Source organism: Tumebacillus avium (assembly GCF_002162355.1).
In the GTDB taxonomy this organism is placed as follows: domain Bacteria; phylum Bacillota; class Bacilli; order Tumebacillales; family Tumebacillaceae; genus Tumebacillus_A; species Tumebacillus_A avium.
The window spans coordinates 4,400,713-4,425,575 of the sequence record NZ_CP021434.1; the positions used below are offsets into that span (position 1 = coordinate 4,400,713).

The window sequence follows — 24,863 nt, forward strand, 5'->3', positions numbered from 1 at the left end:
GGCTATCGGCTGCGCGTGCGCGTTTTACGGTTGGCCGATTTGGCGATCGTCATCGTTTCGTTGGCGGTCTGGCCGGCCGCTTCCACAACGGCGGCAAACTGTTCAACCGTTCTGGCTGCAAACAGGTCGCGCAACGCCAGTTCGACCGCAAATACCTCGCGCACGCGAGAAACGAGCTGCGTGGCGAGCAGCGAATGGCCGCCCAGGTCAAAGAAGTTGTCGTGGACCCCGACCTGCTCCACGCCGAGCAGCTGCTCCCAGATCGCACATAGCCTGCTTTCCAGATCGGTGCGCGGCGCGACATACGGGGTCTCCCGGATCTGCGCCAAGTCGGGAGCGGGCAATGCCTTTTTGTCGACTTTTCCGTTTGGCGTGAGCGGCAGAGCATCGAGCGTCACCAGCAGGGACGGCACCATATAGTCGGGCAGCCGCACTTTTATGGCAGCGCGCAGGTCGCTCATGGTCAGGAATTCGCCAGTCTGCAACACCACATAGCCGACGATCTGCTTACCGCCCGGCGCGTCTTCGCGCACCAGCACGGCCGCTTCCAGCACAGCCGGGTGCTGCATCAGCGCCGCTTCGATCTCCCCGGTCTCAATGCGGTAGCCGCGAACTTTCACCTGATGGTCGAGGCGGCCGAGGTATTCCAATCGTCCGTCCGGCAATCGGCGAACACGGTCGCCAGTTCGGTAGATCCGCTCCCCTTGCGCCAACGGATGAGGCAGAAAACGCTCCGCCGTCAATTCCGGCCGCCCAAGGTAGCCGCGGGCAAGACCTGCGCCGCTCAAAAAGAGCTCGCCAGGCACACCGATTGGCGCGGGCTGCAAAAATTCATCGAGCACAAAGGCGCGAGTGCCGGGAATCGGCTTCCCGATCGGCGGACTGTGGGAACCGCCGCGCTCGCATAGCTCCAGCGTCGAGTACACCGTGGATTCGGTCGGGCCGTACATGTTGTAGACCTTTTCGATGTGTCCCAGTTGGTACAGTTCCTGCACGAGCGGACCTTTCACCATCTCGCCGCCCATGTTCACCGTGCGAACGGATGCCGGAATGCTCTGCTGGCGAAGCAGTTCGGTGACGGCGGAAGGCACAGCGGTGAACATCGTCACTTCGTCTTTCGCCTGCAAGTGCGGCAGATGCAGCGCATTTTCGGCGAGGATGACGGTGCCGCCCAGACTGAGTGGGGCGAACAGTTCCAGCACCGACGGGTCGAAGCAAACAGACGTCGAGAACAGGCAGGCTGCAAAATCCTCCTTGGCATACAGAGCAAATGTCGCCTGCAGCATGGCTGAAACGCTGCGGTGTTCGACTCCTACGCCTTTGGGCAGCCCGGTTGAGCCGGATGTATAAATGACGTAGGCAAGGTGACTTGGCGTCACCGTCGATCTTGGATTGTCCCACGGTTCGTCTGCGAGCAGTTCCTGCTCCAAGTCGAGGCAGAGCTGCGCCGCCGCAGTTGCCGGGCATTTGACTCCCAGCGCCGAATCGGTGATGACCAGCGCCGCCCCCGCATCCTGCAGCAAAAACTCGATGCGCTCCTCCGGATAGGCCGGGTCGAGCGGCAGGTAGGCAGCTCCTGCTTTGAGCACGGCCAGCAGCGCGATGACGAGGCTGGCGTTGCGCTCCAAACAGACGGCGACGCGCACGTCCGGCCCGGCACCGAGCTTTTGCAGACGGTGCGCAAGGCGGTTGGCACGCTCGTTTAACTCCCGGTAGGTCAGCCGCTCCGCTTCTGTGACCAATGCGCAAGCGTCCGGCGTGTGTTGGGCTTGCGCTTCCACGAGACGGTGCAGGCACTCTGCGTCTTCCAGGCTGCCCGTCCGGTTCCACACCGCCAGTTGTTTCAGCTGATCTTCCTCAAGGAGCACGGCGGTCGCATGTGCGGATTCCGGCGCCAACGCCATCTGCTGCAGAGCTGCCCGGAAGCTGTGCGCCATGCGCTCGACCTGCCCCTGCCCGTACGCTTTTGTGTTGTAGCGCAAGGCAAGCGTCATCCGGCCGGTCTCCGGGTCGAGGCCCGCTTCAGCAACCAGCGGATAGTTGGTGTGGCCAGACTCTTGCATCGACAGCACTTCCAACTCCCCGGCCAGGTCGCTCAGCACGTGGAAGTTCACGAAGTTAAATGCTGAGTCGAACAGCGGCTGCCCGCCCAGCTTTTGCTGAAGCGTCGCCATTGGGAAGCGGCGATGCGGCAGGATGGAGCGCTCGGCAGCAAATGTTTCCTGCAGCAGATGAAGCCAACTGCCTTCCTGCAGCTGCAGGCGGTACGGCACGGTGTTCAGAAACAGCCCCAGCGCTCGCTCTCCGTCCTGCACTTCCGGACGTCCATTGACCACCACGCCGGTCAGCACGTCGGTCTGACCGCTATACAGGCTGAGCGTGCGCAGGAAGCCGACCAGCAGCGTGCTTTTCAACGGTACGGCCGCTTGGCGGGCTGCCCGTTGCAGACCTTGCTGGAGCGCTTCCCCGATCTCGACCTCCACACTGCGGTACAGCTCCTGGCTGTCGTCGGGCGCTTCCACCGCCGGCACTTCGGTCACGGTGAACTCATCGAGCAAATGCAGCCAGAACCCTTGCGCCTCCTCAGACGCCAGCGCCTGGCGCTCCAAGTCCACAAATCTGCGGAACAGCCCGCGGGGCGCATCCTTCACGCCTTTGTCCAGATACATGCCAAACAGCTCGGTGGTCAGCGTCGCCAAGCTCCATCCGTCGAGAATGCCATGGTGATAGGTAATCGTAAACTGCATCTCGTCATCGCGCAGACGATCGACATGGAAGCGCATCAGCGGCGCGTGTGTCACGTCAAAATACGCGCGGCTCTCCGCGTCCAGCCACTCCTGCACATGCTGCTCCTGCTCAGGAGCGGTCAGGCCGCGCAGGTCGCGGATCGCAAACGACAGCTCAACTTGCGACTGCACCAGCTGCAACGGCTCGCTGTAACCGGTCATCACAAACGAAGTTCGCAACACGGCATGGCGCTGCAGCAGGCGCTCCAGAGCCTGCCGCATTTTCGCTTCCGCAAAAGGCAAGCGCAGGCGCAGCGAGGTGACGTTGTGGTAGGCGGCCTGTTCCGCGCCGTACAAGCTGTGGAACAGCATGCCTCCCTGCAGCATCGTCAGCGGGTACGCGTCCTCGACCCCTTGCGGCAACTTGGCCCGATCAGCGGCGGTGAGCAGCCCGTACGGCTGCGGGATGACTTCCCCGCCCGGAACGGCATCCGCCAAGAGGATCTCCTGCGCCAATTCGCGGATCGTCTGATGCTGGAACAACTGCGGCATCGTAAACGTCAGCCCGGCTTCGCGGGCACGGGTCAGCACTTGAATCGCGAGGATCGAGTCGCCGCCCGCTTCAAAATAGTTGTCGTCGATGCCGATTCGCTCCCGTTTCAGCACATCGCGCCAGATCGCGGCCAAACGCTCCTCCTGCTCACTTTGCGGAGCTGCGTACGCCGCGCTGCTGCCGACGCTCGCTCCCTCCGGCACGGGGAGCGCCTTGCGATCGATTTTGCCGTTCGATGTGAGCGGCATCGCCTCCAGCAGGATGAAGGCGGAAGGGATCATGTAGCTGGGCAGGGTGCGTCCGGCATGCTCGCGCAGTTCGGCTGTGGTCAGCTCCACTCCCGCTTCGAGGACGAGATAGGCGGCCAGTCGCTTTTCATCCGCACGGTCTTCGCGCACCATGACCACCGTCTCCCGCACCGCATGATGCTTCAGCAGCGCGGCCTCGATCTCGCCCAGCTCAATGCGGAATCCGCGCAGCTTGATTTGATGATCCAGACGGCCCAGATAATCGAGGCGTCCGTCCGGCAGGGCGCGCACCAGGTCACCGGTGCGGTACATCCTGCCATCCGGCCGTCCGGAGAACGGATCGCGCATAAATTTCTCGGCGGTCAGCTCCGGCCGCCCCAGATACCCGCGCGCCACCCCGGCCCCGCCGAGGAACAGCTCGCCCGGCACCCCGACCGGCACCGGCTGCAGGTTGGCGTCGAGCAGATACGCCTGTGTTCCGGCGATCGGCATCCCGATCAGCGGTTTTGCCTGCGATCCACGCTGCATCAGCTCATACGTAGAGTATGTCGTGTCTTCAGACGGCCCATAGAGGTTGTAGACTTTCTCCAGCGTGCCGATCTCGTACAGCCTTTCCACGATGTCGAGCTTCAGCGGCTCACCTGCCAGATTGACCACTTTGACCGACGCCGGGATGGCCTGCAAGCGCAGCAGCTCCGCGATGGCGGACGGCACGGTGTTGATCATCGTCACCTGCTCTTTGGCGGCAAGCATCGGCAATTGCAAAGCATTTTGCGCGAGGATCACCTGTCCCCCGCAGCTAAGCGGCGCAAACAGCTCAAAGATCGAGAGGTCAAAACACACCGAGGTCGAGAACAGCACGCCTTGCAGCTCCTCCGGCGAAAACACCTCATGCGCCCACTGGATGAAAGACGATGCGTTGCGGTGTTCGATGGCGACCCCTTTTGGCTTGCCTGTCGAACCGGACGTATAGATGATGTAGGCAAGATGATGCGGTTGTGCTGCAGTCCGGGGATTGTCCGTGCCAAGCCCTGCAAAAAGTTCCCCGTCGCGGTCGAGGCAGACCGCTGTCGCCGTATGCGCGGGCAGCTCGGCCAGCACGTGCGACTCGGTCAGCAACAGCGGCGCTCCGCCGTCGGCCAGCAGAAACGAGATGCGGTCTTGCGGATAAGCCGGGTCGATCGGCACATAGGCAGCTCCTGCTTTCAGCACCGCCAAGATAGCGATGAGCAGTTCCGGCGACCGCTCCATACAGATCGCGATCAGCCCGTCCGGCCCGCCCCCCTGCCCTTGCAGATAATGCGCAAGGCGGTTGGCGCGCGCATTGAGTTCGCTATAGCTCAGCACGCCCGCTGCAGACAGAATTGCCGGCGCGTCGGGCGTCCGTGCGGCTTGCCGCTCAAACAGCTCGTGCAGACAGAGCGGCGCAAACTCGCGCGCCCCCCCTTTCACCCCGGAGAGCTGTTCCGCTTCGGCCCGGGTCAGCAGGGGCAGTTCGGTGATCTTTTGCCCCGGATCGGCGACGATGCCTTGCAGCAAAGTTCGGAAATGGCCGGCCAAGCGCTTGATTGTCGCTTCCTCAAACAGGTCGGTGTTGTATTCAAACATGCCGCTCAGCTCTTCATCCGCCTCTTCCAGCAGCAGGGAGAGGTCGAATTTGGCCGTTTGGTTGTCGAGGTTCAGCCGCTCTATGGCAAGTCCGGGCAGTTCGATCTGCATCGGCGCATTCTGCAGCGCAAACAGCACTTGAAACAGCGGCGTATGGCTGCTATTGCGCTCCGGCTGCAAGACGCTGACCAGCTTTTCAAACGGCACGTCCTGATGGGCATACGCTTCCAGCGCCGTCTGTTTCACCTGTGCCAACAGGTCGCGAAAAGCTGGTTCGCCCGACAGGTCGCTGCGCAAGACCAGCGTATTGACAAAAAATCCGATCAGGCGTTCGATCTCCACCCGGTTGCGTCCGGCGACCGGCGAACCAACTGCGATGTCGTCCTGACCCGTGTAGCGGAACATCAGCACCTTGAACGCGGCCAACAAGGTCATGTACAAGGTCTCCCCGCCTGTCTGCCCCAACTCCTTCAGCCTTGCGGTCAGCTCCTTCGGGATGGCAAAAGCCAGCTGAGCGCCTTTGGTCGTCTGGACAGCAGGGCGCGGACGGTCGGCAGGCAGCTGCAAGAGGGGCAAGGAGCCGCCAAGCTTCCGTTTCCAGTACTCCAGCTGCTGCTCCAGCGTCTCGCCTTGCAGCCAGTTGCGCTGCCACTGGGCATAATCTGCATACTGCACGGCCAGCTCCGGCAACTCGCGGCCGCCGTACAGCACGGACAGCTCCTGCAGCAGCACGCCAAGCGACCAGCCGTCAGAGATGATGTGGTGCATGACCATCACCAGGAGGTGATCATCATCACCCAGACAGATGAGAGAGAGCCGCACCAGCGCATCTCCGGTCAGATCAAACGGCTGTCTGGCCTGTTCCAGCGCCAGTTGCAACGCCGCCTCTTCCCGCTCATCCTCTGGCAGCGAGGTCAGGTCGGTCAGTGGAATCTCCACCGCCAGTTCACGGCGCACCAGTTGCACCGCTTGCCCGTTCACCACATTAAACGAAGTGCGCAGCGCTTCGTGCCGTTCGACAATCGTGTGCAAACTGCGCGTCAGAGCAGACCGGTCCAACGGCCCGCGCATCCTGACCGCACCTGAGATGTGGTAGGCGGACGAATCGGCCAGCAACTGGTTCAACAGCCACATCCGCTCCTGCGCAAACGACATCGGCACATGCCCTGCGCGCGCGGTCGGCACGATAGAAGCTGCTTCGTTTGCCCCAAGCGCCGTCTCGTTGATCACGACGGCCAGTTCTGCCGCCGTCGGCGCTTCAAACAGCTTGCGTAAGGGCAGGTCGATGCCAAAAGCAGCCTGGATGCGCGTCACCGCCTGCGTCGCCAGCAAGGAGTGGCCTCCTGCGGCAAAAAAGTCGTCGTGAATCCCGATCGGCGAGGTGTGCAACACCTCTTCGAACAGGGAGCACAAGCGCTCTTCCAGAGCTGTGCGCGGTGCCGTGTATTCGCGTTCCCCCTCCGTCATCAGAGGTGCAGGCAAAGCTCTGCGGTCGATTTTTCCGTTTGCGGTGAGCAGAAACGCCTCCACCGCCACGATGTGCTGCGGCACCATATACGACGGCAGTTTGTCTTTCAAATGACGGCGCAGTTCACCCGTGCCGTCTGCCGTTGCCTCCATCGTGACGTAAGCGACGATGCGCTGATCGCCAGGGCTGTCTTCACGCACCAGCACGACCGCCTCGTGAACGGACGGATGCTTGGCGATCGCCGCTTCGATCTCGCCGAGCTCGATGCGGTAACCCCGCACTTTCACCTGATGGTCGGTGCGGCCGAGGAACTCCATCGTGCCGTCCGCCAGGCGGCGCACCATGTCGCCCGTCTTGTAGAGACGCCCATGTTCAGCTGTGTTGACAAACCGCTCGGCGGTCAGCTCCGGCCGGTTCAGATAGCCCAGCGCCACCCCGGCCCCGCCGATGTGAAGTTCACCCGGCACGCCGACGGGCACTGCCTGTCCGTCCTGATCGAAAATCAAAGCGGTCGTGTTGGCGATCACACGCCCGATCGGCAAGGAAGGCAAGGACAAATCTTGTTTTTGCACCTCGTGGCAGACCGCAAAAGTCGTGCACTCGGTCGGCCCGTAGCCGTTGATGAAACGGCAGTCGAGACGCTCGACCACCGTCTGCACATGCGGCACCGACAGCACATCTCCGCCCGCCAGCAGTTGGCGCACACCGCGCAGGCCATCGAGGTGATGTTCCGCCATCTGATGGAACAGCCCGGCCGTCAGCCACAGCGTGGTCACCCCATACCCTTGGATCACGCGTCCCAGCTCTCCTAATGATGCTTGGCCCGGCGGGAAGATGACCAGCTGTGCACCGTTCAGCAGCGCACCCCAGATCTCAAACGTCGCAGCGTCAAACGCCACCGGGGCAAACTGCAGGAACACGTCATGCTCCGAGAACTGCACATAGTCGGTGTCTTTCACCAGCCGCACCACGCCGCGATGCGGCACCATCACCCCTTTGGGCTGCCCGGTCGAGCCGGATGTGTACATCACATAAGCCAAATCGTCGGGGTCGGCAGCGATGCCGAGATTTTCTGTGCCTTCTTCTGCCCCTTCTTCTGTGCAAAAACCGTCCACACACAGCGTTTGCGCTCCGTGCTCCGACAGTTTCGCCAGCATACGTTCTTGGGTCAGCAAAAGACTTACCTTGGCATCTTCCAACTGGAAGCGCAGACGGTCGGCCGGGTAGTCCGCATCAAATGGCACATACGCCGCGCCGGCTTTGAGAATCGCGAGCATACCGATGATCAGCTCCAACGAGCGCTCCATGCACAGGCCGACCATCTGCCCCGGACCCGCGCCGAGCTTTTGCAATCGACGCGCGAGGGAGTTGGCCCGCTCGTTCAATTCACGGTAGGTGAGACTGCTCTCTCCAAACAGCAGGGCAACTTGCTGCGGAGTCGCGTCTGCCTGCTTTTCAAACCATTGGTGCACGCCAATCTTCAATGCATCCAAACGTTCTGTGTCGTTCCACAGCGCCAATTGCGCCTGCTCCTCTGCAGTCAGCATCGGAAGTTGTGCCAGCGGCAGGTCCGGATCGAGCACCGCCGCTTGCAGCAAGGTCTGGAAGTGGCCGGCGATCCGGGCAATCGTCTCCTTGTCAAACAGGTCGGTGCGGTATTCGATCATCCCGGTGAGCAGCCCGTCGCGATCTTCCATCATCAGCGTCAGGTCAAATTTGGCCGTTCTGCTGTGCATCTCGACTTGGCGATGCGAGACACCAGGCAAGTTCAATTCTGCGAGCGGGGACGGCTGCCAGGTAAACATCGCCTGGAACAGCGGCGAATGGCTCAGGCTCCGCTCCGGCTGCAGCTCCTCGACCAGCTTTTCAAACGGCACATCCTGCGCGGCCAACGCTTCCAGCGCGGTCGTTTTCACCTGCTCCAGCAGTTGGCGGAACGTCATGCTGCCGTCGACCTTATCGCGAAGTACGAGCGTGTTGACAAAAAAGCCGATCAAGGGCTCAAGCTCCACTTGAGTACGCCCGGCGACCGGGGTGCCGACCCGCAAGTCTTCCGTTCCCGTGTAGCGGTACAACAGCGTCTTGTAGGCGGTCAGCAACAGCGTGAACAGCGTCGTGCCGTCCGCGCCTGCTGCCAGTTCCCGCAATTGTGCGGTCAGCGTCGCAGGCAACGCAAAGGACAGCACATCCCCGTTCGCCGTCTGCACAGACGGTCGCGGGCGGTCGGTCGGCAACTGCAGCACGGGCAGTTCTCCGCTCAGCTTGTGCTTCCAGTACGCCAGTTGCTTGTCCAGCTCCGCGCCCTGCACATTCTGCTGCTGCCAGACGGCATAATCGGCATACTGAACGGCCAGCGGCTGCAGCGGCGACGGTTCCTGCTGTAAACATGCAGCGTACAGCGCGGACAGTTCGCGCAGCAGGACGCCAAGCGACCAGCCGTCCGACACGATGTGGTGCATCGCAAGGATCAGCACATGTTCGTCATCTGCCAGACGGAGCAGTTTCGCGCGCAGCAGCGGCCCTTTTTCCAGATCGAACGGCACTGTCGCTTCTGTGCTGGCGTGGCTTTGCACGTCTTCCTCGGCGCTGTCGGCCACAGCCAACGTGAAGTCCGCACCGTCCTTGATCTGCTGCACAGCCTGCCCGTCAACGACTGTGAAAATCGTCCGCAGCGCCTCGTGACGGGCCACGATCTCCTGCAGACTCCGCTCCAGCGCAGACACGTCCAACGCGCCGGACAAACGCACCGCACCTGGAATGTTGTACAAGGCGCTGGCCCCTTCTAAGCGGTCGATAAACCACAAACGCTCCTGCGCAAACGAGAGCGGCAACGCACCTTCCCGGAGGATCGGCACGAGCGGCGTCATCCCGCTTCCGGCGAGAGTGTGCACCTCTGCTGCCAACTCCGCCACCGTCGGCGCTGCGAACAGCGTGCGCAGCGGCAGGTCGACGTCAAAGCGGCGGTTGATGCGCGAGACGATCTTGGCAGCCAACAGCGAATGTCCGCCAAGGGCAAAAAAGTTGTCCTCTGCCCCGACCTGCTCCACGCCGAGCACCTCTTGCCAAATCGCCGCGACCCCGGCTTCCGTCTCCGTGCGCGGCACAACAAAAGCAGCTTCACCTGCGCCCGTCCACTCCGGCGCGGGCAACGCTTTGCGATCCACTTTGCCGTTTGCGGTCAACGGCAGATGTTCCAGCCAGACCAACGCGGACGGCACCATGTAGTCCGGCAGGTTTCCTTTCAAATAGGCGTGCAGGCCGATGTCACCCGCTCCCGTCAGATACGCCGCCAAACGCTGGTCACGCACCACGACGACCGCTTCTTGAACTCCATCGTGTCTGCGCAGCACCGCTTCGATCTCGCCGAGTTCGATGCGGAACCCGCGCAGTTTCACCTGATCGTCGAGGCGGCCCAGAAACTCCAGCGCCCCGTCTTCCCGCCAGCGCACGCTGTCGCCGGTGCGGTACAAGCGTCCCGCCCCAAACGGATTGGGAATGAACTTCTGTGCGGTCTGCTCCAACTGCTTGAAATATCCTAAGGCAAGCCCTGCCCCGCCGATGTACAGTTCGCCAGGCACGCCGACCGGGACAAGATGCAGCGCTGCATCGAGCACATACACTTCCGCATTGGCGATCGGCTTCCCGATCGGCACATCGCCTGGCCCATCATCCGGTTCGCAGACCCAAAACGTCGTGTCGATCGCCGCTTCCGTCGGGCCGTACAGGTTCACCAGTTGCCCGGAGAGGCGCGCATGGAATTGCTGGACAAGACCTTTCGTCAGCGCTTCGCCGCCGCAGAACAGCCGTTTCAGCGTCACGCATTCCTCAACGTTCGGCTCCTCGAGCAGCAGTTGCAGCATCGACGGCACCACTTGCAGGGTCGTCACGCCATACGTCTGCACCGCCTGCACCAGATAAGCCGGATCAGCCTGCCCGCCCGGACGCGCCAGCACCAGCGTTGCACCGGCGAAAAGCGGCGCGTAAAACTCCCACACCGATGCGTCAAAACTAAACGCGGTCTTCTGCAGCACAACATCATCGGCGGTCAGCGGGAACTCCTGCTGCATCCAGAGCATGTGATTGACGATCGCCCGATGCGGGATCACGACCCCTTTTGGCTGGCCGGTCGAACCGGACGTATAGATGAGATAAGCCGGGTCGTCCCCGGTCACATTCGCGGCAACAAAGTTCGCTTCCCAGGCGTCAACCGCTTCATGAATATCGTCCAGGCAGATCACGTCCGCCCCGTCGACAGGCAAAGCGTCCCGCAAATGCTTTTGCGTCAACAGCACGGCCGGGTTGGCATCGCCGATCATGTAGGCGATCCGCTCCGCCGGATAGCCCGGATCGACCGGCACATAGGCCCCGCCCGTTTTTAATACGGCGAGCATCCCGACGACCAGCTCCACCGAACGTTCCGCGCACAGCGCCACGACCTGCCCGGGCCCGACGCCACGCACCGCAAGTGCATGGGCCAGTTTATTAGCCCGAGTATCCATCTCGGAATAAGTGACATGGCTTTCTTCCGACACGACCGCCACCGCGTCTGGCGTCCGCGCCGCCTGCCGCTCAAACAGTTCATGCAGGAGCACGTCCGTCTCAAACGCCACCGTCTGGCGCTTCCACGCCAGCACTTGCTCGCCTTGCTTCGCTGTCAGCAGCGGCAGATCGGCGATTTTCGCCTGCGCGTCCGCCACGATGCCGCTCAAAAGCGTCACAAAATGCTCCGTCAGCCGCTCGATGCGCAGCGGGTCAAACAGGTCGGCCCGATAATCAAACACCCCGGTCAGCCTGCCGTCCTGCCAGGCCATCGTCAGCGCGAGATCGAGCTGCACCGACTCCTGCACAAACGGCATCGATTCCACCTGCAAGCCTCCCGTTGCAAACACCGCCCCCGCCTCGCCAAGCGCAAATCCGCCAAGTGCTTCCCCTTGCGCCAGATGCGACTTTTGCAAGGTGAACAAGGTCTGGAACAGCGGGTGCACACTCGGGTCGCGGTCCGGCTGCAACCGTTCCGCCATCAAAGCAAACGGGTAGTCCTGATGCAGCAGCGCCGATACGACCGTCTCCTTCACCGCTGGCAACAACGCCGCAAACGGCAGCTCCCCGGTCACGTGCGTCCGCAGCGGCACCGGATTGACAAAATAGCCGACCGTTTCGGAAAATTTGGCCGAGCTGCGCCCGACCGTCGGCGACCCGACCACGATGTCGTCCTCGCCCGTCACGCGGTGCAGCAACACCTGATACGCCGCCAACAGCGCCGCATAGAGCGTCACGCCCTGCTCTCGCGCCAACGCCTGCAGCCCGTCGCTCATTTCGGCCGACAACGCAAAGCGCACGCGTCCGCCCCGGTCGCTCTGCACCTTTTTGCGCGGGCGGTCTGCCGACAGCTGCAACAGCGGCAGATCAGCTCCTGCCTGCTCCCAATACGCCTGCAGCGCCTCGCCTTTCGGGCTGCAAAGCAGTGCTTTTTGCCACTGCACATACTCTCGATAGCCCGCCTTGACCGGTGGAAGTTCTGCCCCTGCGTACAAGCGGCCGATCTCCTGCAGCAGCACGCCAAACGTCCAGAAGTCGACTGCGATGTGATGCACATGGAACAACAGAATGCTCTCTTGTTCGCGCCTGAACAGCCGCACCTGCAACAAAGGCCCCTTTTCCAGATCGATCGGATGCTTCGCCGCTTCCGATAACCGCGCTTGCATCTGCTCATCCGTCCAGCCGTGAGCATGTTCGACCGCAAAAAAGTCCCCGGCCGTCTCCTGCACCTTGAGCTGCGGTGCGCCGTCCGCCTCCACATAGACGGAGCGCAGCGCCTCATGCCGTTCCGTCAGCCGCTCAAATGCGCGCTGCAGACGCGGCACATCGAGATCTGCCTGCAGTTTCACTGCCCGCGCCACATGATAAGCCGTGCTTTCCAGCGCCAATTTTTGCAGGAACCACAGCGACTGCTGACCGTACGACAGTTCATCCGCCACTCCGTCGCACAGTTCAGCGGACTTCCCATCAGGCATCTTTGCCGCCTTGGCGCACACCTCATCTACCTGTCTGCACAGCTCGGTGGCCAGTTCGACAACGGATACGCCTTCTAACAGCAGCGCAAAAGGCACCTCCAAGCCCAATTGCTCCTCAACCGCGTTTTTCACCTCGACCGCCATCAACGAATCCAGCCCCCACTGCGTCAAAGGCTGTTCGGCCGACAGCGCGGACGGGTGCATGTGCAGCACCTGCGCCAGTTTGGCCAGCAGGTCCTGTTCCAACCGCTGCTGCCGCCCCGCCGCGTCAAGTGCGGTCAGCATCTCCAGCGTCACCTCCGCCGGCTCCGTCTCGCGCACAGCCTCCGCATGGGCGCGTGCCGCCAGCGAATCGGCGACAACTTCGAGCGATCCCTCCAGAAAGCGCTCCTTGCATTTGTGGCGCTGAATCTTGCCGGACGATGTTTTCGGGATGCTCGCCGGCTTGAGCAGGACAACCGCATAAACTTGCAGCTCATGCTCCTGCGACACTTGCTCGCGAACGGCCGCGATCACGGCGCTCAGATCGGCTTTGCGGTGCGCGCGCTCAATCTCCTGCACAACCACCAGCCGCTCTTCCCCGTCCACTTCGACAGCAAAAGCCGCGCCGTTGCTGTTGTGAATGGCGGGATGGCTTGCTTGCACCGTAAATTCGATGTCCTGCGGGTAGAAGTTGCGCCCGCGAATGATGATCAGATCCTTGCGGCGGCCCGTGATGTACAGCTCGCCTTCATGCAGAAATCCCAGATCGCCCGTCCGCAAAAACGGTCCTCTTCCCGTATCGGCCAGCACCGCGCCAAACGTCTCGCGGGTCTGCTCTTCGCGCTCCCAATACCCTTGCGCCACCGACGGTCCGTGCACCCAGATCTCGCCGACATGCCCGTCCGCACAAGGCACCCTCCGCTCCGGATCGACGACCAGCACTTCCTGATTGCCAAGCGCCGGACGACCGGACGAGACCAGCACCTGTGCGCTTTCTTCGTCAGCTGCCGTCTCCACGAGATGGTCTTTGAGCGCAGACGCCGAAAACGCCTGCGCGATCGGCGCTTCCTGTTTCATCCCGCCCGTGACGAACAGCGTGCCTTCCGCCAGCCCGTAGCACGGGTAAAACGCTTCTCTGCGAAAACCGCTCGGAGCAAAAAACTCCGCAAAGCGGTCCAGCGTCTCTTGGCGAATCGGTTCCGCTCCGGTGAACGCGTTTTCCCATGAAGAGAGATCCAGCGTGTCGCGCTGCTCCGGGGTGATTTTTTGCACACACAGCTCGTAAGCAAAATTCGGCCCGCCGCTGACCGTTGCCCCGGTGCGGGAGATCGCTTCCAGCCAGCGCAGCGGTTTGGTGATAAACGACACCGGCGCCATCAAGGTCATCGGATAACCGGTGAACAGCGGCTGCAAGATCCCGCCGATCAAGCCCATGTCGTGATACGGAGGCAGCCAGACCACCCCGCTGCTCCGGCGGGACGTGCCAAACGACGTTTCAATCAGCTTTAAGTTGTGCATCAAGTTGCCATGCGTGAGCATGACCCCTTTCGGCAGCGCTGTCGACCCGGATGTGTATTGCAAAAAGGCCAGCGTGTCGGCCGTCACCTGCGGCTCCTGCCACGTATCGGCCAGCGCTTCTGACAGACCGTCGGTGACGATCCAATCCAACCGGGCCAGCTCCGGCTCCGCAGCAGCCCTTCGGGCCACGCTCTCCGCAATCTTCCCGGTCGCCAGAGCAAACGATGCCCGCGAGTCGGCGACGACCGCCTGCAGGCGGCTCAAGTTCCCGTTTTGGCGCGGCGGATACGCGGGCACGGCAAACACGCCCGCATACAGACATCCAAAAAAGGCGATCAGGTAGTCGATCCCCGGCTGGTAAAGCAACAGCGCGCGCTCGCCCTGCGCGTTACGGCTTTGCAGCAACGCCGCCAACGCCCGCGCTTTGCGGTCCAGCTCCGCATAGGTCAGACGCTCTTCTTCCCCATTGTCAGATAAAAATACATACGCTGTTTCACCTGGCTCCTGCCGCTTGCGCAAGCGCAGAAGCTCCACCAACGTGACAGCAGCAAGTTCAATCTCGCTCATCTGTACGCCTCCACTTCAATAATTGGAATAATTGATCATAAAGTCCAATATCTACGAATTCTGTACGGATATTGAATTACCTGTTTATTTTACAGAATATTTTGATTAAATTTCAAAAAACAATTATTATCCCATTCAAAAATTCAAGCAAGTTACGGCGTTAAAAAATTAACGAATCTAAAAACAATATGTATTCAGTCTCTATTCTGTGATACAGTTTTAGCAGATTGTGAAAGAAAGGAAACAACCTCATGCAAAAACGTCAGATTGAAGCAAATGGGATCCAACTGATGCTAACCGAATTCAGCGAACAAGGCGAACCGATGCTGCTCCTGCATCCCGGCGGGATCTTGGCATCTTTTGTCTGGCAAGACATCGCCCCGTATTTCCAAAAGGAGTACCGCGTCTTCGCATTTGACCTGCGCGGCCATGGCGAATCACTTGCTCCCCGGCACGGATATTCGATGGACCAGCAGACGAGTGACATTTTGGCGGTGCTTGACGAGCTTGGAATTGAGCAGGCGCACCTCGTCGGCAACTCGCTGGGCGGCGACATCGCGACCCATTTTGCGGCGAAACATCCGGAACGCATGCTGTCCCTGATCAACATCGACTCCGGCATCATCAACTACATCGGGGAAAACGGCGAAGTGTCCGAGTCGAAAGCAGAGATTCTCGAGAAGCGTGCCAACCGCAAAGTTCCTGTGTACGCATCACCCGAAGACTTTGTGCAACAAGCAACCGCAGACTGGGCGCCGCTTGATCCGATGAGCGCCGCGATCATCGAGCACAAAATCCTGCGCCCCGCGTCGGAGGGCGGTCTCACCTATGTACAGCTGCCCGAAGTAGGCGTGCAGGTGATGGACATGGTGTGCGACATGCGCTTTGAAACCTGCTATCCGCAGATCACCTGTCCGGTGCTGTTCATGCCGGCGGCGAAAGAAGACAATTTTGACACCAAGCTGCTGCTGATCGAAGGGCATGCCAAGCATCTCTCCTGCTCGAAAACGGTCGTCATCCCGGAGTCGACGCACATTCCGCTGTTCGACCAGAGCCAGGAGTATGCGGAAGCGATCCAGCAGTTTCTGACCGAGGTCAAAGCAGCACAAAAAAACCTTGCGCAATAATGCGCAAGGTTTTCTTTTTACTGCGAGAGTTGGTCTTGAATCCGATTCATCAAGGAAGCCATCTCGCCACGGCTTGTCCCGTCATGCGGCATAAACAGTCCCCATTCATTCCCGGTGAGGATGCCTTGCTGCTTCATCGCGGTCACCGCATCATACGACCAGCCGCCCGTGACATCCGGGAACGGGTGCTCCGTCACCGGTTCGGGCTGCAGGTTGAGGATGCGGGCCAGCATCGCCGCCATCTCTTCACGGGCGATCTTATCATCCGGGTTAAAATTCTTATACTCATCCCCGGAGATAAAGCCGGCCTGTTTCGCGAGGTCGATATGGCGTTTCGCCCAATGGCCCGGCTTCACGTCGTAGAATCCGGCGCTTGGCGCGGTCTGCTCTTCCAGTCCCAGCGCTTTGACGAGGATGACGGCAGCCTGGGCGCGGGTCAGCGGCTGATCCGGCGAAAAGATCAGCGGCGACGTGCCGACCATCCAGCCTTTGTCGAGCATGGCGAGGATGTCGTCCTTCGCCCAGTGGCGTTCCGTGTCGGTAAAGTAACGGCCGTTCAGCCAGCGGGAGTAGTACTCCCACGTGCCCGGCTCTTCCTGCGTCAAACTCCACGAGCCGGTGCCTTTGATGTCGTACATCCCGACCAGACGCAGTTTTTCTTTGATCGACGCTTCGTTTTCATACCAGATCGTGTACGTCCCGGCGTCAAATACCGTGCCGCCGATCGTGGTCGCCGGATCGGATGCATCGACGGTAAACGTTGCTTTCGCCGATTTGGTTGCGGCGTCATAGACGATGCGCCCGCCGTACTTTTGCACGAGCTCCGGCACGCGCCAGTTGGAGATCCCGGCGCCGTTCATCGTGCCGTCGGCGCTCCACGCCCGGCCGAAGAACGGAATGCCAAGCACCGTCTTCTCTTTCGGCACGCCTTGATTCAGCGCGTATTGAATCGAGCGCTTCACAAACAGGTCGCTGGCGACCGGACCCGGCGTGCGGTCCCCGGCGTAGTTTTCATCGTACGCCATGATCATCAGGTAGTCGCTGTACTCGGACAGCTTCTTGTAATCATAGGAACCTTGCCAGCCGAGGTTGAAGCCAAACGGATTTGGCGCGACGGCGACCGACACTTCCTTATGCGCCGGAATCTTGGCGTTCAGCAGGCGCACCAGATCGGTGTAAGCGGCGCGGTCGGTCTCGGTCATGTTTTCGATGTCGATGTTGACACCGTCGAGGTCATATTTTGCGATCGCATCGGCGATTTGCGTACTGAGCTGTTCGCGGTTCTTCAAGGCGTTGCGCCCCAGTTCCTGCCCCCAGTGGTTGGTCAGGAACGGCACCACTTTGATGCCGCGCTGATGCATCGCCGAAACAAAAGACGCCGACAGCTTAGAGGTCAGTTTCAACGAGCCGTCCGCGTTAAGATTGAAGAAGTCGGGAGATACTACGTTCAGAGCGCCTTTTGTGGAATCTACCGTTTCCACGTAGGTCGAAGTGCTCCCGAAATAGAGATAGGACATGTTAAACTTGCCGTCTGCTGCAAGGCCGGAAGTGCCCGGCAAGAGCAGTGCGGCGGTCAACAGCCCGGAAACCATTTGTTTTGTCCACTTTCGCATGGCTCTTCCCTCGCTTTCCGTCTTGTAACCTAGTATGCTGTCTACTAGTTTACATGCTAACGAAAGCGAGGTTCAAGCCACAGATATTGTCAGCTCTGCTAATCGTCTAGTCTGCCGCGTCGATGATCTTCATTTCCGGCAGCTTGGAAAAATAGTTGTCTTTGTAGCCGTTCGACGTCCCGATCAGCACGACGCGGTCCTGTTCGCCGATCTGCCCGGTCGCTTTTAACTGCTTGACGGCCGCCCAGACCACGGCGGAGGAGCTTTCCAGATACAGCCCGCGCCGCGCCAGCTTGTTTTGCCCGTCCACAGCATCAACACCGGCGACATCTACCGCGCCGCCGCCCGATTCGCGCAGGGCGACCAGCGACTGGAACGTCGCTGTGGACCCGCCGATCGACTCGGTGCTGCTGTGGTCGCCCGGGAAGTGCCCTCGATAGTCATCGCCTGCCAGCACCCGCGACAGCCGCCCAAACGGCTCAGCCGCATACAAGCGCGGCAAAGTGTCGATCCAGCCTGCTTCTTTCGCCTCCTGCAAGCCACGCCAGATCCCCCACAGCAAGTCGCCGCGCGACGTCGGCACCACGATCGCCGTCGGCGCATTTCCTGCAAATGCCTCCGCGATCTCATGCCCGCAGGTCTTATACCCTTGCACGCCCCACAGATTGCTGCCCGTCGGCGGATCGATGTAGTTCGTCACCGGGTACCAGCCTTCGCTTTCCACCATCTTGCGCATGTATTTCCAGCGCAGTTTCGAGTCGTAGGCTGCGACCAGTTCCGCCCCGGTAGCTCGCACCGCCTGATCCCACGTCGGGTTCATGCCGACCGTTGTCACGATCACGCAGCGCAGCCCGGCCGCAGCCGCATACGCCGCCAGCGATGCTCCGGCGTTGCCGCTCGATGCGGCCACCACCGTCGTGCGCCCCGTCGCTTTGGCGCGGGCGACCACCTGTGCGCTCATCCGGTCTTTGTGCGAGCCGGTCGGGTTCTGCCCTTCATTTTTCAGCCACAGCCCTTGCAGTCCCAACTCTTCCGCCAAGTCCGGCAGGTCGATCAGCGGCGTGTCTCCTTCGCCGAGCGTCGGGAACGTGCGGTACGGCAGTTTGTCTGCAAATCGCTTCATGCCGCGCAGTTTCGCATTGACCGTCCAGCCCGGCGTCACGCTATACTTCACTTCTAAGGAGACCGGATACCCTCCTTCCAAACAAGCCGGGCAGCCGGTCGTGTAATCATTCAGCTCATACTCCGCCCCGCAGCGCAGGCAGGACAATTTCGTCGCTGCTTCATTTTGTATGTACATCTCTTTCACTCTCCTCTTCACACTTTTCTGATACCTTCCACAATAGCATAGTTGCCTGTCCGTTACGAGAGTGTCTGTCCGCCAATACACTGATAGAAAACGCACAAAAAAGGAAGGGAAGCCCATGGAACCATACATCATTCAGCCTTGGGGCGACGTGGAAGGCGATGTGCCGACCGTTCCCCTAGAGCTGGAGACGATGGCGTACGACGTGATGCGCGACTATGACATGTCGGTCAGCGAACTGCTCCTGATCACCACCAAGCCGGACAAAGGCGGCGCGATCTGGAAAATTCAGACCAACCACGGCCCGCGCAGTTTGAAAGTGCTGCACCGCACCCCGCAGCGCAGCCTGTACAGCGTGTACGCACAGAAATACCTCAAGGAAAAAGGCGCCCGGGTGCCGGGCCTGATCCCCTGCAAAGAAGGCGACTTGTATGTGGAGCGCGGCGGGAAGCTCTGGATCGTCACCGACTGGATCGAACCTTTGACCCCGGCGGCCAAAGTTGACCTGTCCGGCGCGCAGCAGCTCTGCTACGGCCTCGGCGAGTTCCATCAGCTCTCCCAAGGTTACGAACCGCCCAAAGGCGCGCAAAACGCCTCCCGCCTCTACCGCTATCCGATGTCCTATCATAAGATTCTCACCAAGCTCGACTGGTTCCGCCACATCGCCACGCTCTACTCCGACCTCCCCGCCAGCCGGAAGCTGCTCTCGCTGATCGACAAATACGAGCGTCAGGCCCGCAACGCCCTCTACACGCTGGAACAGTCCCCTTACAAAGACCTCGTCCAGCGCGGCGAACAGGCGTGGGGATTCGCCCATCAGGACTACGGCTGGTCGAACGGCCAGGTCGGCCCCGACGGGCAGATCTGGATCATCGACCTCGACGGTGTCGCCTACGACCTGCCGATCCGCGATCTGCGCAAGCTGATGACCTCGACGATGGAGGACATGGGCAACTGGGATCTGACCTGGATTCGCGGCATGATCGATGCCTATCATCAGGCCAACCCGATCGAGCCGGAACTGATGCAGGTGCTCCTGATCGACATGGCGATGCCCAACGAATTTTACAAGCATGTCAAAGAGGTCGTCTATGAGCCGGAGCTGTTCTTGAATGCGGAGACCGCAGCGATGCTCGACCGCATGGAAGCGACCGACGCCACGAAATGGCCGGCGCTGCAGGAGCTTGGCGCCAACATCCTCGAAGCGCCGGCCGACTGGACGCCGTCTTTGAAATTCCACATGGCGGCCAACGCCTCCACGCTCAGCTTCGTCGCCGACACCCCGGCCCGCGGTGCCCAAACAGCTCAGCCAGCCCCGGTCATCTCGGCCAACGACCTGCCGAAGTTCGACCGCCTGGTGGACGGCCCTGCCAAGCCGGTGCAGGAGAAACAGCAGGCGCGTGTACAGACCGGCCGCCGCGACTGGGTCCGCGACTTGCGCGAACAGATCCACGCTGTGCAAAAGCTCAGCGAGCTGAGCCCCGGCGGCAAACGAGACCCGCGCCGCCGAACGCATCAAGATGCGAACATCACCGAGCGTGCCCGGCAGATTCTCGCCAACATGCAGCCGCTCGACTTGCAGGCGCTCCCTGCCGCCGGGCAGCTTTCGCCGTACACGCATGAACTGCTCGATAAGATCGCCCATAAGCGGAAGGAGAGACGAAGCAAGTGAAAATTTTGATGATCTGCACGGAAAAACTTCCGGTGCCGCCCGTGCGCGGCGGGGCGATCCAGACCTACATCGCAGGCGTCGCGCCGGAGCTCGCCAAGTCTCATGACATCACCATCTTAGGCATCACCGACCCCGCACTGCCGAACTCGGAGCGGATCGGCAATCTCCAGTTCGAACGGGTGCCCGGCAAGCTGTTCGACATCTATGCGGAAAACGTGGTGCGCTTCCTGCAAGGACGGCAGTACGACCTGATCCACGTGTTTAACCGCCCCCGGCTGATCGGCCCGGTGCGCCAGGTCGCTCCGAACTCGCGCCTCGTGCTCTCGATGCACAACGACATGTTTACCGCCGACAAAATCGCGCCGGTGGATGCCGAGCTCTGCATCCGCGAAGTGGAGCGCATCGTCACCGTCTCCGATTATGTCGGACGCGCAATCGTTTCCCTCTACCCGTCCGCACAGCCCAAGTTGCGCACGATCTACTCGGGCGTCGACCTGAACCGCTACGCCGTCAACGCGGAGGCGCGGAGCATCCGCAATCAACTGCGCGCCCAGCATGGACTCGACGGCAAAAAAGTCATCCTGTTCGTCGGCCGCCTCTCTCCGAAAAAAGGGGCGGACATCCTCGTCCGCTCCATGCAGCATGTCGCGAAACGCCACCCTGACGCCGCACTTGTCATCGTTGGCGGCAAATGGTTCAGCGATGACGGCATCTCCGACTATGTCGCCTACGTGCGGGCGCTGGCCGGCCGCTCGCCGATCCCGGTCGTCACCACCGGCTATGTGCCGGCCGATCTCGTGCACCACTGGTTCTGGGCGGGCGACCTGTTCGTTTGCCCGTCGCAATGGGAAGAGCCCTTGGCCCGCGTCCACTATGAAGCGATGGCAGCCAACCTGCCGATCATCACCACCGCGCGCGGAGGCAACCCGGAAGTGCTGGAGCAAGGACTGAACGGTCTGCTGATCCAAACGCCGGAAGACCCGGCCGCTTTTGGCGAGGCGATCTCCGCGCTGCTCTCCGACTCCGGCAAGATGCGCGCGATGGGCAAATACGGGCGGAGCATGGTCGAACAGCGCTTTGGCTTTGCCCGCGTCATCTCCGAAATCCTCGAGGTGTGGCGATGAAACGCAAACGCGCCCTCGTCACCGGATGCGCCGGGTTTATCGGCTCCACGCTGAGTGAACGGCTGCTGCGCGAAGGCTATGAGGTGTACGGCATCGATGCGTTTGTCCACAACTACGACCGCTGGGTGAAAGAGCGCAATCTGCAGGGAGCGCTCGCTCATCCGCAGTTTCGCTTTTTCGAACGGGACTTGCGCAGTCTGGCCTTTGATGAGCTGCTGGCCCGGGTCGATGTCGTGTTCCATCAGGCGGCGCTGCCCGGCGTGCGCACCTCGTGGGGCAGCCAGTTTCAAGAGTATGTCGACCACAACATCCTCGTCACGCAGGCGCTCTTGGAAGCGGCGAAAAACTCGCACGTGCAAAAGATCGTCTGCGCCTCTTCCTCCTCCGTCTACGGCGGCATGAGCGGCCCGGCCGATGAAACGATCATGCCGCAGCCCCTTTCCCCGTATGGAGTGACGAAACTAGCCGCCGAACAGCTCTGCCAGCTCTACGCTGCCGTCTACGGAGTGCCGGTTGTGTCCCTGCGCTACTTCACCGTCTTCGGGCCGCGCCAGCGACCCGACATGGCGTTTCACAAATTCATCAAAAACGTGCTGAGCGGCCAGCCGATCGAGATCTACGGCGACGGGGAGCAGTCGCGGGACTTCACGTACATCGACGATGCGGTGACAGCCAACCTGCTGGCCTGCGCCGCTCCCGTAAAAGGCGTCGTGTTTAACATCGGCGGCGTCTCGCAGCTGACCGTAAACGATGTGATCTCCCTGATCGAGACCCGCACCGGCCAGCGCGCAAACATCCAACGCCGCCCCGAACAGCCCGGCGACCCGCGCCACACGTTTGCCGACATCACCAAAGCCCGGCATCTGCTCGGCTACGACCCGCAGTTTGACGTGGAAAAAGGGATCTCGCTGCAGATCGAGCAGGTGCGGCGCCTGTACAATTTTTAAAACAAAAGCAAACCCAACAAAAAACCCCCTCGCTCCTTGAGGGGGTTTTGCTATTCCTTTTGCTTTTTCGGCAGTGCGACTTGCGAGTGATCACCGAGCATGAAGGTGACCTTTTTCGTTTCGCCTCCTCCGTGGAGTATGGTCGAGCGTCCCAGCACGCTTTGTTCGATCTTCCCTTCAATGCCGTTGATCGTGGAGCCTTCCAGACAGATGCTGTCGGCGATCTTGCAGCTTTGCAGCGTCACCCCGTCCTGCACCGACACGTAAGGTCCGATCTCCGCATTTTGCAGGCGGCAGTTGTCGCCGATCAGCACCGGACCTTTGATCGTGCAGTTTTCGATCAGCGAGTTCTGTCCGATCTCCACCCGGCTGCCGTGCGACTTGTCGAGCATCCAGCGGTTGGCGAGAATCCAGCGCTCCAGCGTCCCGACATCGGAGTACGGCTTGTCTGTGACGGCAAAGGACACCGAGCAGCCTTTCTGAATCAGCGCCTGGATCGCATCGGTGATCTCGTATTCGCCTCGTGCCGAGGGCTTGAGCGCTGCGATCGCCGTGAAAATCGCTGGCGTAAAGACATACGCGCCGATCACCGCCAGCTCACTTTTCGGTGCGGCGGGCTTCTCCTCCAGCGAGACGATCTGTCCGTCCCGAATCTCGGCGATGCCGTACTCGCGGGGATTGTCCACCCGCGACAGCATCAGCGCCGCGTCCTGCCCTTGAAACGCCTGCACCAGCGGATGCAGCTCTTCGCACAGCAGGTTGTCGCCGAGCAGCAGCACAAACGGGTCGCCCTGCAGGAAGCTCTTCGCCTTTTGCACGGCATTGGCGATGCCAAGCGGGCGCGTCTGCTTGATGATCTTGATCGTGCCAGGGAAATCGAAGCGGGCGAGAAACTCTGCGATGCTTTTTTGCTGCGGGTTGATCACAACGCCGATCTCGGAGATGCCGACCCGATACAATTTTTCAATACAATACTGCAAAAGCGGCCGGTTGGCCACGGGGAGCAGCGTTTTCGGCGTGGTGTGCGAAAACGGCTGCATCCTCGTGCCGCGACCGGCGCATAAAATCAAGCCTTTCATCCTGTGCCTCGCTCCCCCACGCCGTCATACAGGAGCCCGTATCCGCGCATTTTCTCCCCGTCCAGCGCATTGCGCCCGTCGAGCAGCACCGCGCCTGCCATCACCCGTTTGACTTGGGCGTAGTCGAGTTCGAGGAATTCCTGCCACTCGGTCAGCAGCAATGCTCCGTCCGCTCCGGCGAGCGCGTCGTACGGGTCTTTTGCATAACGCAGACCAGGGTGCAGGCGGCGCACCGCTTCCATCCCCTGCGGATCGTAAGCGGACAGTTCCGCTCCGGCGGCAAGCAGCTCCGGGATCAGGCGCAAGGCCGGCGCTTCCCGGATGTCGTCGGTGCCCGGCTTGAAGGTCAGGCCAAGCAGGGCGATTTTTTTGCCGGAGAGCGGGCCGAGATGGCGGAGTACCTTTTGCAAAAACCACGCCGCCTGCTCCTGATTCACGCGGGCGACCGCATCGAGCAGTTGCAGCGGGACGCCTTCCTGGCGGGAGAGATGCAAAAGCGCCTCGACGTCTTTCGGAAAACACGAGCCGCCGTAGCCGATCCCGGCGCGCAGGAACTGTCCGCCGATGCGCGAGTCGAGCCCCATCCCGCGGGCGACTTTGGAGATCGAAGCGCCCGTCTTTTCACAGAGCCGGGCCAGTTCATTGATAAACGAGATCTTGGTCGCCAAAAAGGCGTTCGAAGCGTATTTGATCATCTCCGCGTCGCGCACCGTGGTGTAAAAGAGCACGGTGCGCAGACCTTCGTAGAGCGAGGTCATCACAGCTCGTGCCTTGTCCGATTCGCAGCCGATCACGATGCGTTCCGGGTGCAGCGCGTCGTGGAGCGCTTTGCCTTCGCGCAGGAATTCCGGGTTGGAGACGATATCAAACGGGATGTCTGTGCCGCGTTTGGCCAGCTCCTCCTGAAGCCAAGTTTTCACCAGGTCGCCGGTGCCGACGGGGACGGTGCTTTTGCTGACGATCACCTTATGCGTTTTGATCGACCGTCCGATGTCGCGCACAGCTCCTTCGACATAGCGCAGGTCGGCCGAACCGTCCGCGTTCGACGGCGTGCCGACGGTAAGGAAGAGAATGTCGCTTTCCCGCACCGCGCGCGGCAGGTCGGCGGTAAAGGTGAGCGCGCCTGTGGCGAGCAGGTTCTGCATCAGCTGCTCCAGCCCTTCCTCGTAAAACGGAAGCCGGCCGCAATTCAGGCTCTCGACTTTTTGGCGGTCGACATCAACGCCGATCACCTGGTGTCCCATCGAGGCCAGCGCGGCGCTGGTGGTGGCTCCTACATACCCTGTTCCAATCACCGCTACGTTCATATTC

9 protein-coding genes are annotated in these 24,863 nt (G+C 61.1%); 4 read left to right on the plus strand and 5 right to left on the minus strand.

The window, feature by feature from the left end; translation table 11 throughout:
- Positions 1–2: 2 nt before the first annotated feature.
- Entirely contained in the window at positions 3–14,684 is a 14,682-nt protein-coding gene (locus tag CBW65_RS20330) for a non-ribosomal peptide synthetase (RefSeq protein WP_087458403.1), read from the minus strand.
- Positions 14,685–14,935: 251 nt separating this feature from the next.
- Here CBW65_RS20330 and CBW65_RS20335 point away from each other — a divergent pair, with 251 nt between their 5' ends.
- Positions 14,936–15,811: an alpha/beta fold hydrolase gene (locus CBW65_RS20335; protein ID WP_087458404.1), complete on the plus strand. Its 876-nt coding sequence runs from the start codon at positions 14,936–14,938 to the stop codon at positions 15,809–15,811.
- Between the two features lie 17 nt (positions 15,812–15,828).
- Here CBW65_RS20335 and CBW65_RS20340 read toward each other — a convergent pair whose 3' ends face one another.
- Together CBW65_RS20340 and CBW65_RS20345 are read right to left on the minus strand one after the other, a co-directional pair.
- Positions 15,829–17,424 carry a glycosyl hydrolase family 18 protein gene (locus CBW65_RS20340; RefSeq protein WP_087458405.1) on the minus strand — a complete coding sequence of 532 codons (1,596 nt, stop codon included), beginning with the start codon at positions 17,422–17,424 and terminating at the stop codon, positions 15,829–15,831.
- 106 nt (positions 17,425–17,530) lie between these two features.
- Positions 17,531–18,724, minus strand: a complete 1,194-nt coding sequence (locus CBW65_RS20345; protein ID WP_087458406.1) for a threonine synthase — start codon at positions 18,722–18,724, stop codon at positions 17,531–17,533.
- Between the two features lie 124 nt (positions 18,725–18,848).
- Here CBW65_RS20345 and CBW65_RS20350 point away from each other — a divergent pair, with 124 nt between their 5' ends.
- From CBW65_RS20350 to CBW65_RS20360, 3 genes are read left to right on the plus strand one after another with little or no spacing between them, the layout of a single operon-like run.
- Positions 18,849–20,402, plus strand: coding sequence for a CotS family spore coat protein (locus CBW65_RS20350; protein ID WP_087458407.1), 1,554 nt, complete (start codon positions 18,849–18,851; stop codon positions 20,400–20,402).
- Positions 20,399–21,526, plus strand: coding sequence for a glycosyltransferase family 4 protein (locus tag CBW65_RS20355; RefSeq protein WP_087458408.1), 1,128 nt, complete (start codon positions 20,399–20,401; stop codon positions 21,524–21,526). The genes CBW65_RS20350 and CBW65_RS20355 overlap by 4 nt, the downstream gene beginning before the upstream one ends.
- Positions 21,523–22,473, plus strand: coding sequence for an NAD-dependent epimerase/dehydratase family protein (locus CBW65_RS20360; protein WP_087458409.1), 951 nt, complete (start codon positions 21,523–21,525; stop codon positions 22,471–22,473). Before CBW65_RS20355 ends, CBW65_RS20360 begins: the two co-directional genes overlap by 4 nt.
- Before the next feature lie 50 nt (positions 22,474–22,523).
- On the opposite strand, the gene CBW65_RS20365 is transcribed toward CBW65_RS20360, so the two are convergent.
- Together CBW65_RS20365 and CBW65_RS20370 are read right to left on the minus strand one after the other, a co-directional pair.
- Positions 22,524–23,552, minus strand: coding sequence for a glucose-1-phosphate thymidylyltransferase (locus CBW65_RS20365; protein WP_087458410.1), 1,029 nt, complete (start codon positions 23,550–23,552; stop codon positions 22,524–22,526).
- Positions 23,549–24,859 (minus strand): UDP-glucose dehydrogenase family protein, encoded by a 1,311-nt coding sequence (locus CBW65_RS20370; RefSeq protein ID WP_087458411.1) that lies wholly within the window; start codon positions 24,857–24,859, stop codon positions 23,549–23,551. The genes CBW65_RS20365 and CBW65_RS20370 overlap by 4 nt, the downstream gene beginning before the upstream one ends.
- Between the last annotated feature and the right edge of the window lie 4 nt (positions 24,860–24,863).

Bases quoted from the DNA above. Each gene is read 5' to 3' on its own strand.
- CBW65_RS20330 (WP_087458403.1), bottom strand. From the start codon at position 14,684: ATGAGCGAGATTGAACTTGCTGCTGTCACGTTGGTGGAGCTTCTGCGC.
- CBW65_RS20335 (WP_087458404.1), top strand. From the start codon at position 14,936: ATGCAAAAACGTCAGATTGAAGCAAATGGGATCCAACTGATGCTAACC.
- CBW65_RS20340 (WP_087458405.1), bottom strand. From the start codon at position 17,424: ATGCGAAAGTGGACAAAACAAATGGTTTCCGGGCTGTTGACCGCCGCA.
- CBW65_RS20345 (WP_087458406.1), bottom strand. From the start codon at position 18,724: ATGTACATACAAAATGAAGCAGCGACGAAATTGTCCTGCCTGCGCTGC.
- CBW65_RS20350 (WP_087458407.1), top strand. From the start codon at position 18,849: ATGGAACCATACATCATTCAGCCTTGGGGCGACGTGGAAGGCGATGTG.
- CBW65_RS20360 (WP_087458409.1), top strand. From the start codon at position 21,523: ATGAAACGCAAACGCGCCCTCGTCACCGGATGCGCCGGGTTTATCGGC.
- CBW65_RS20365 (WP_087458410.1), bottom strand. From the start codon at position 23,552: ATGAAAGGCTTGATTTTATGCGCCGGTCGCGGCACGAGGATGCAGCCG.
- CBW65_RS20370 (WP_087458411.1), bottom strand. From the start codon at position 24,859: ATGAACGTAGCGGTGATTGGAACAGGGTATGTAGGAGCCACCACCAGC.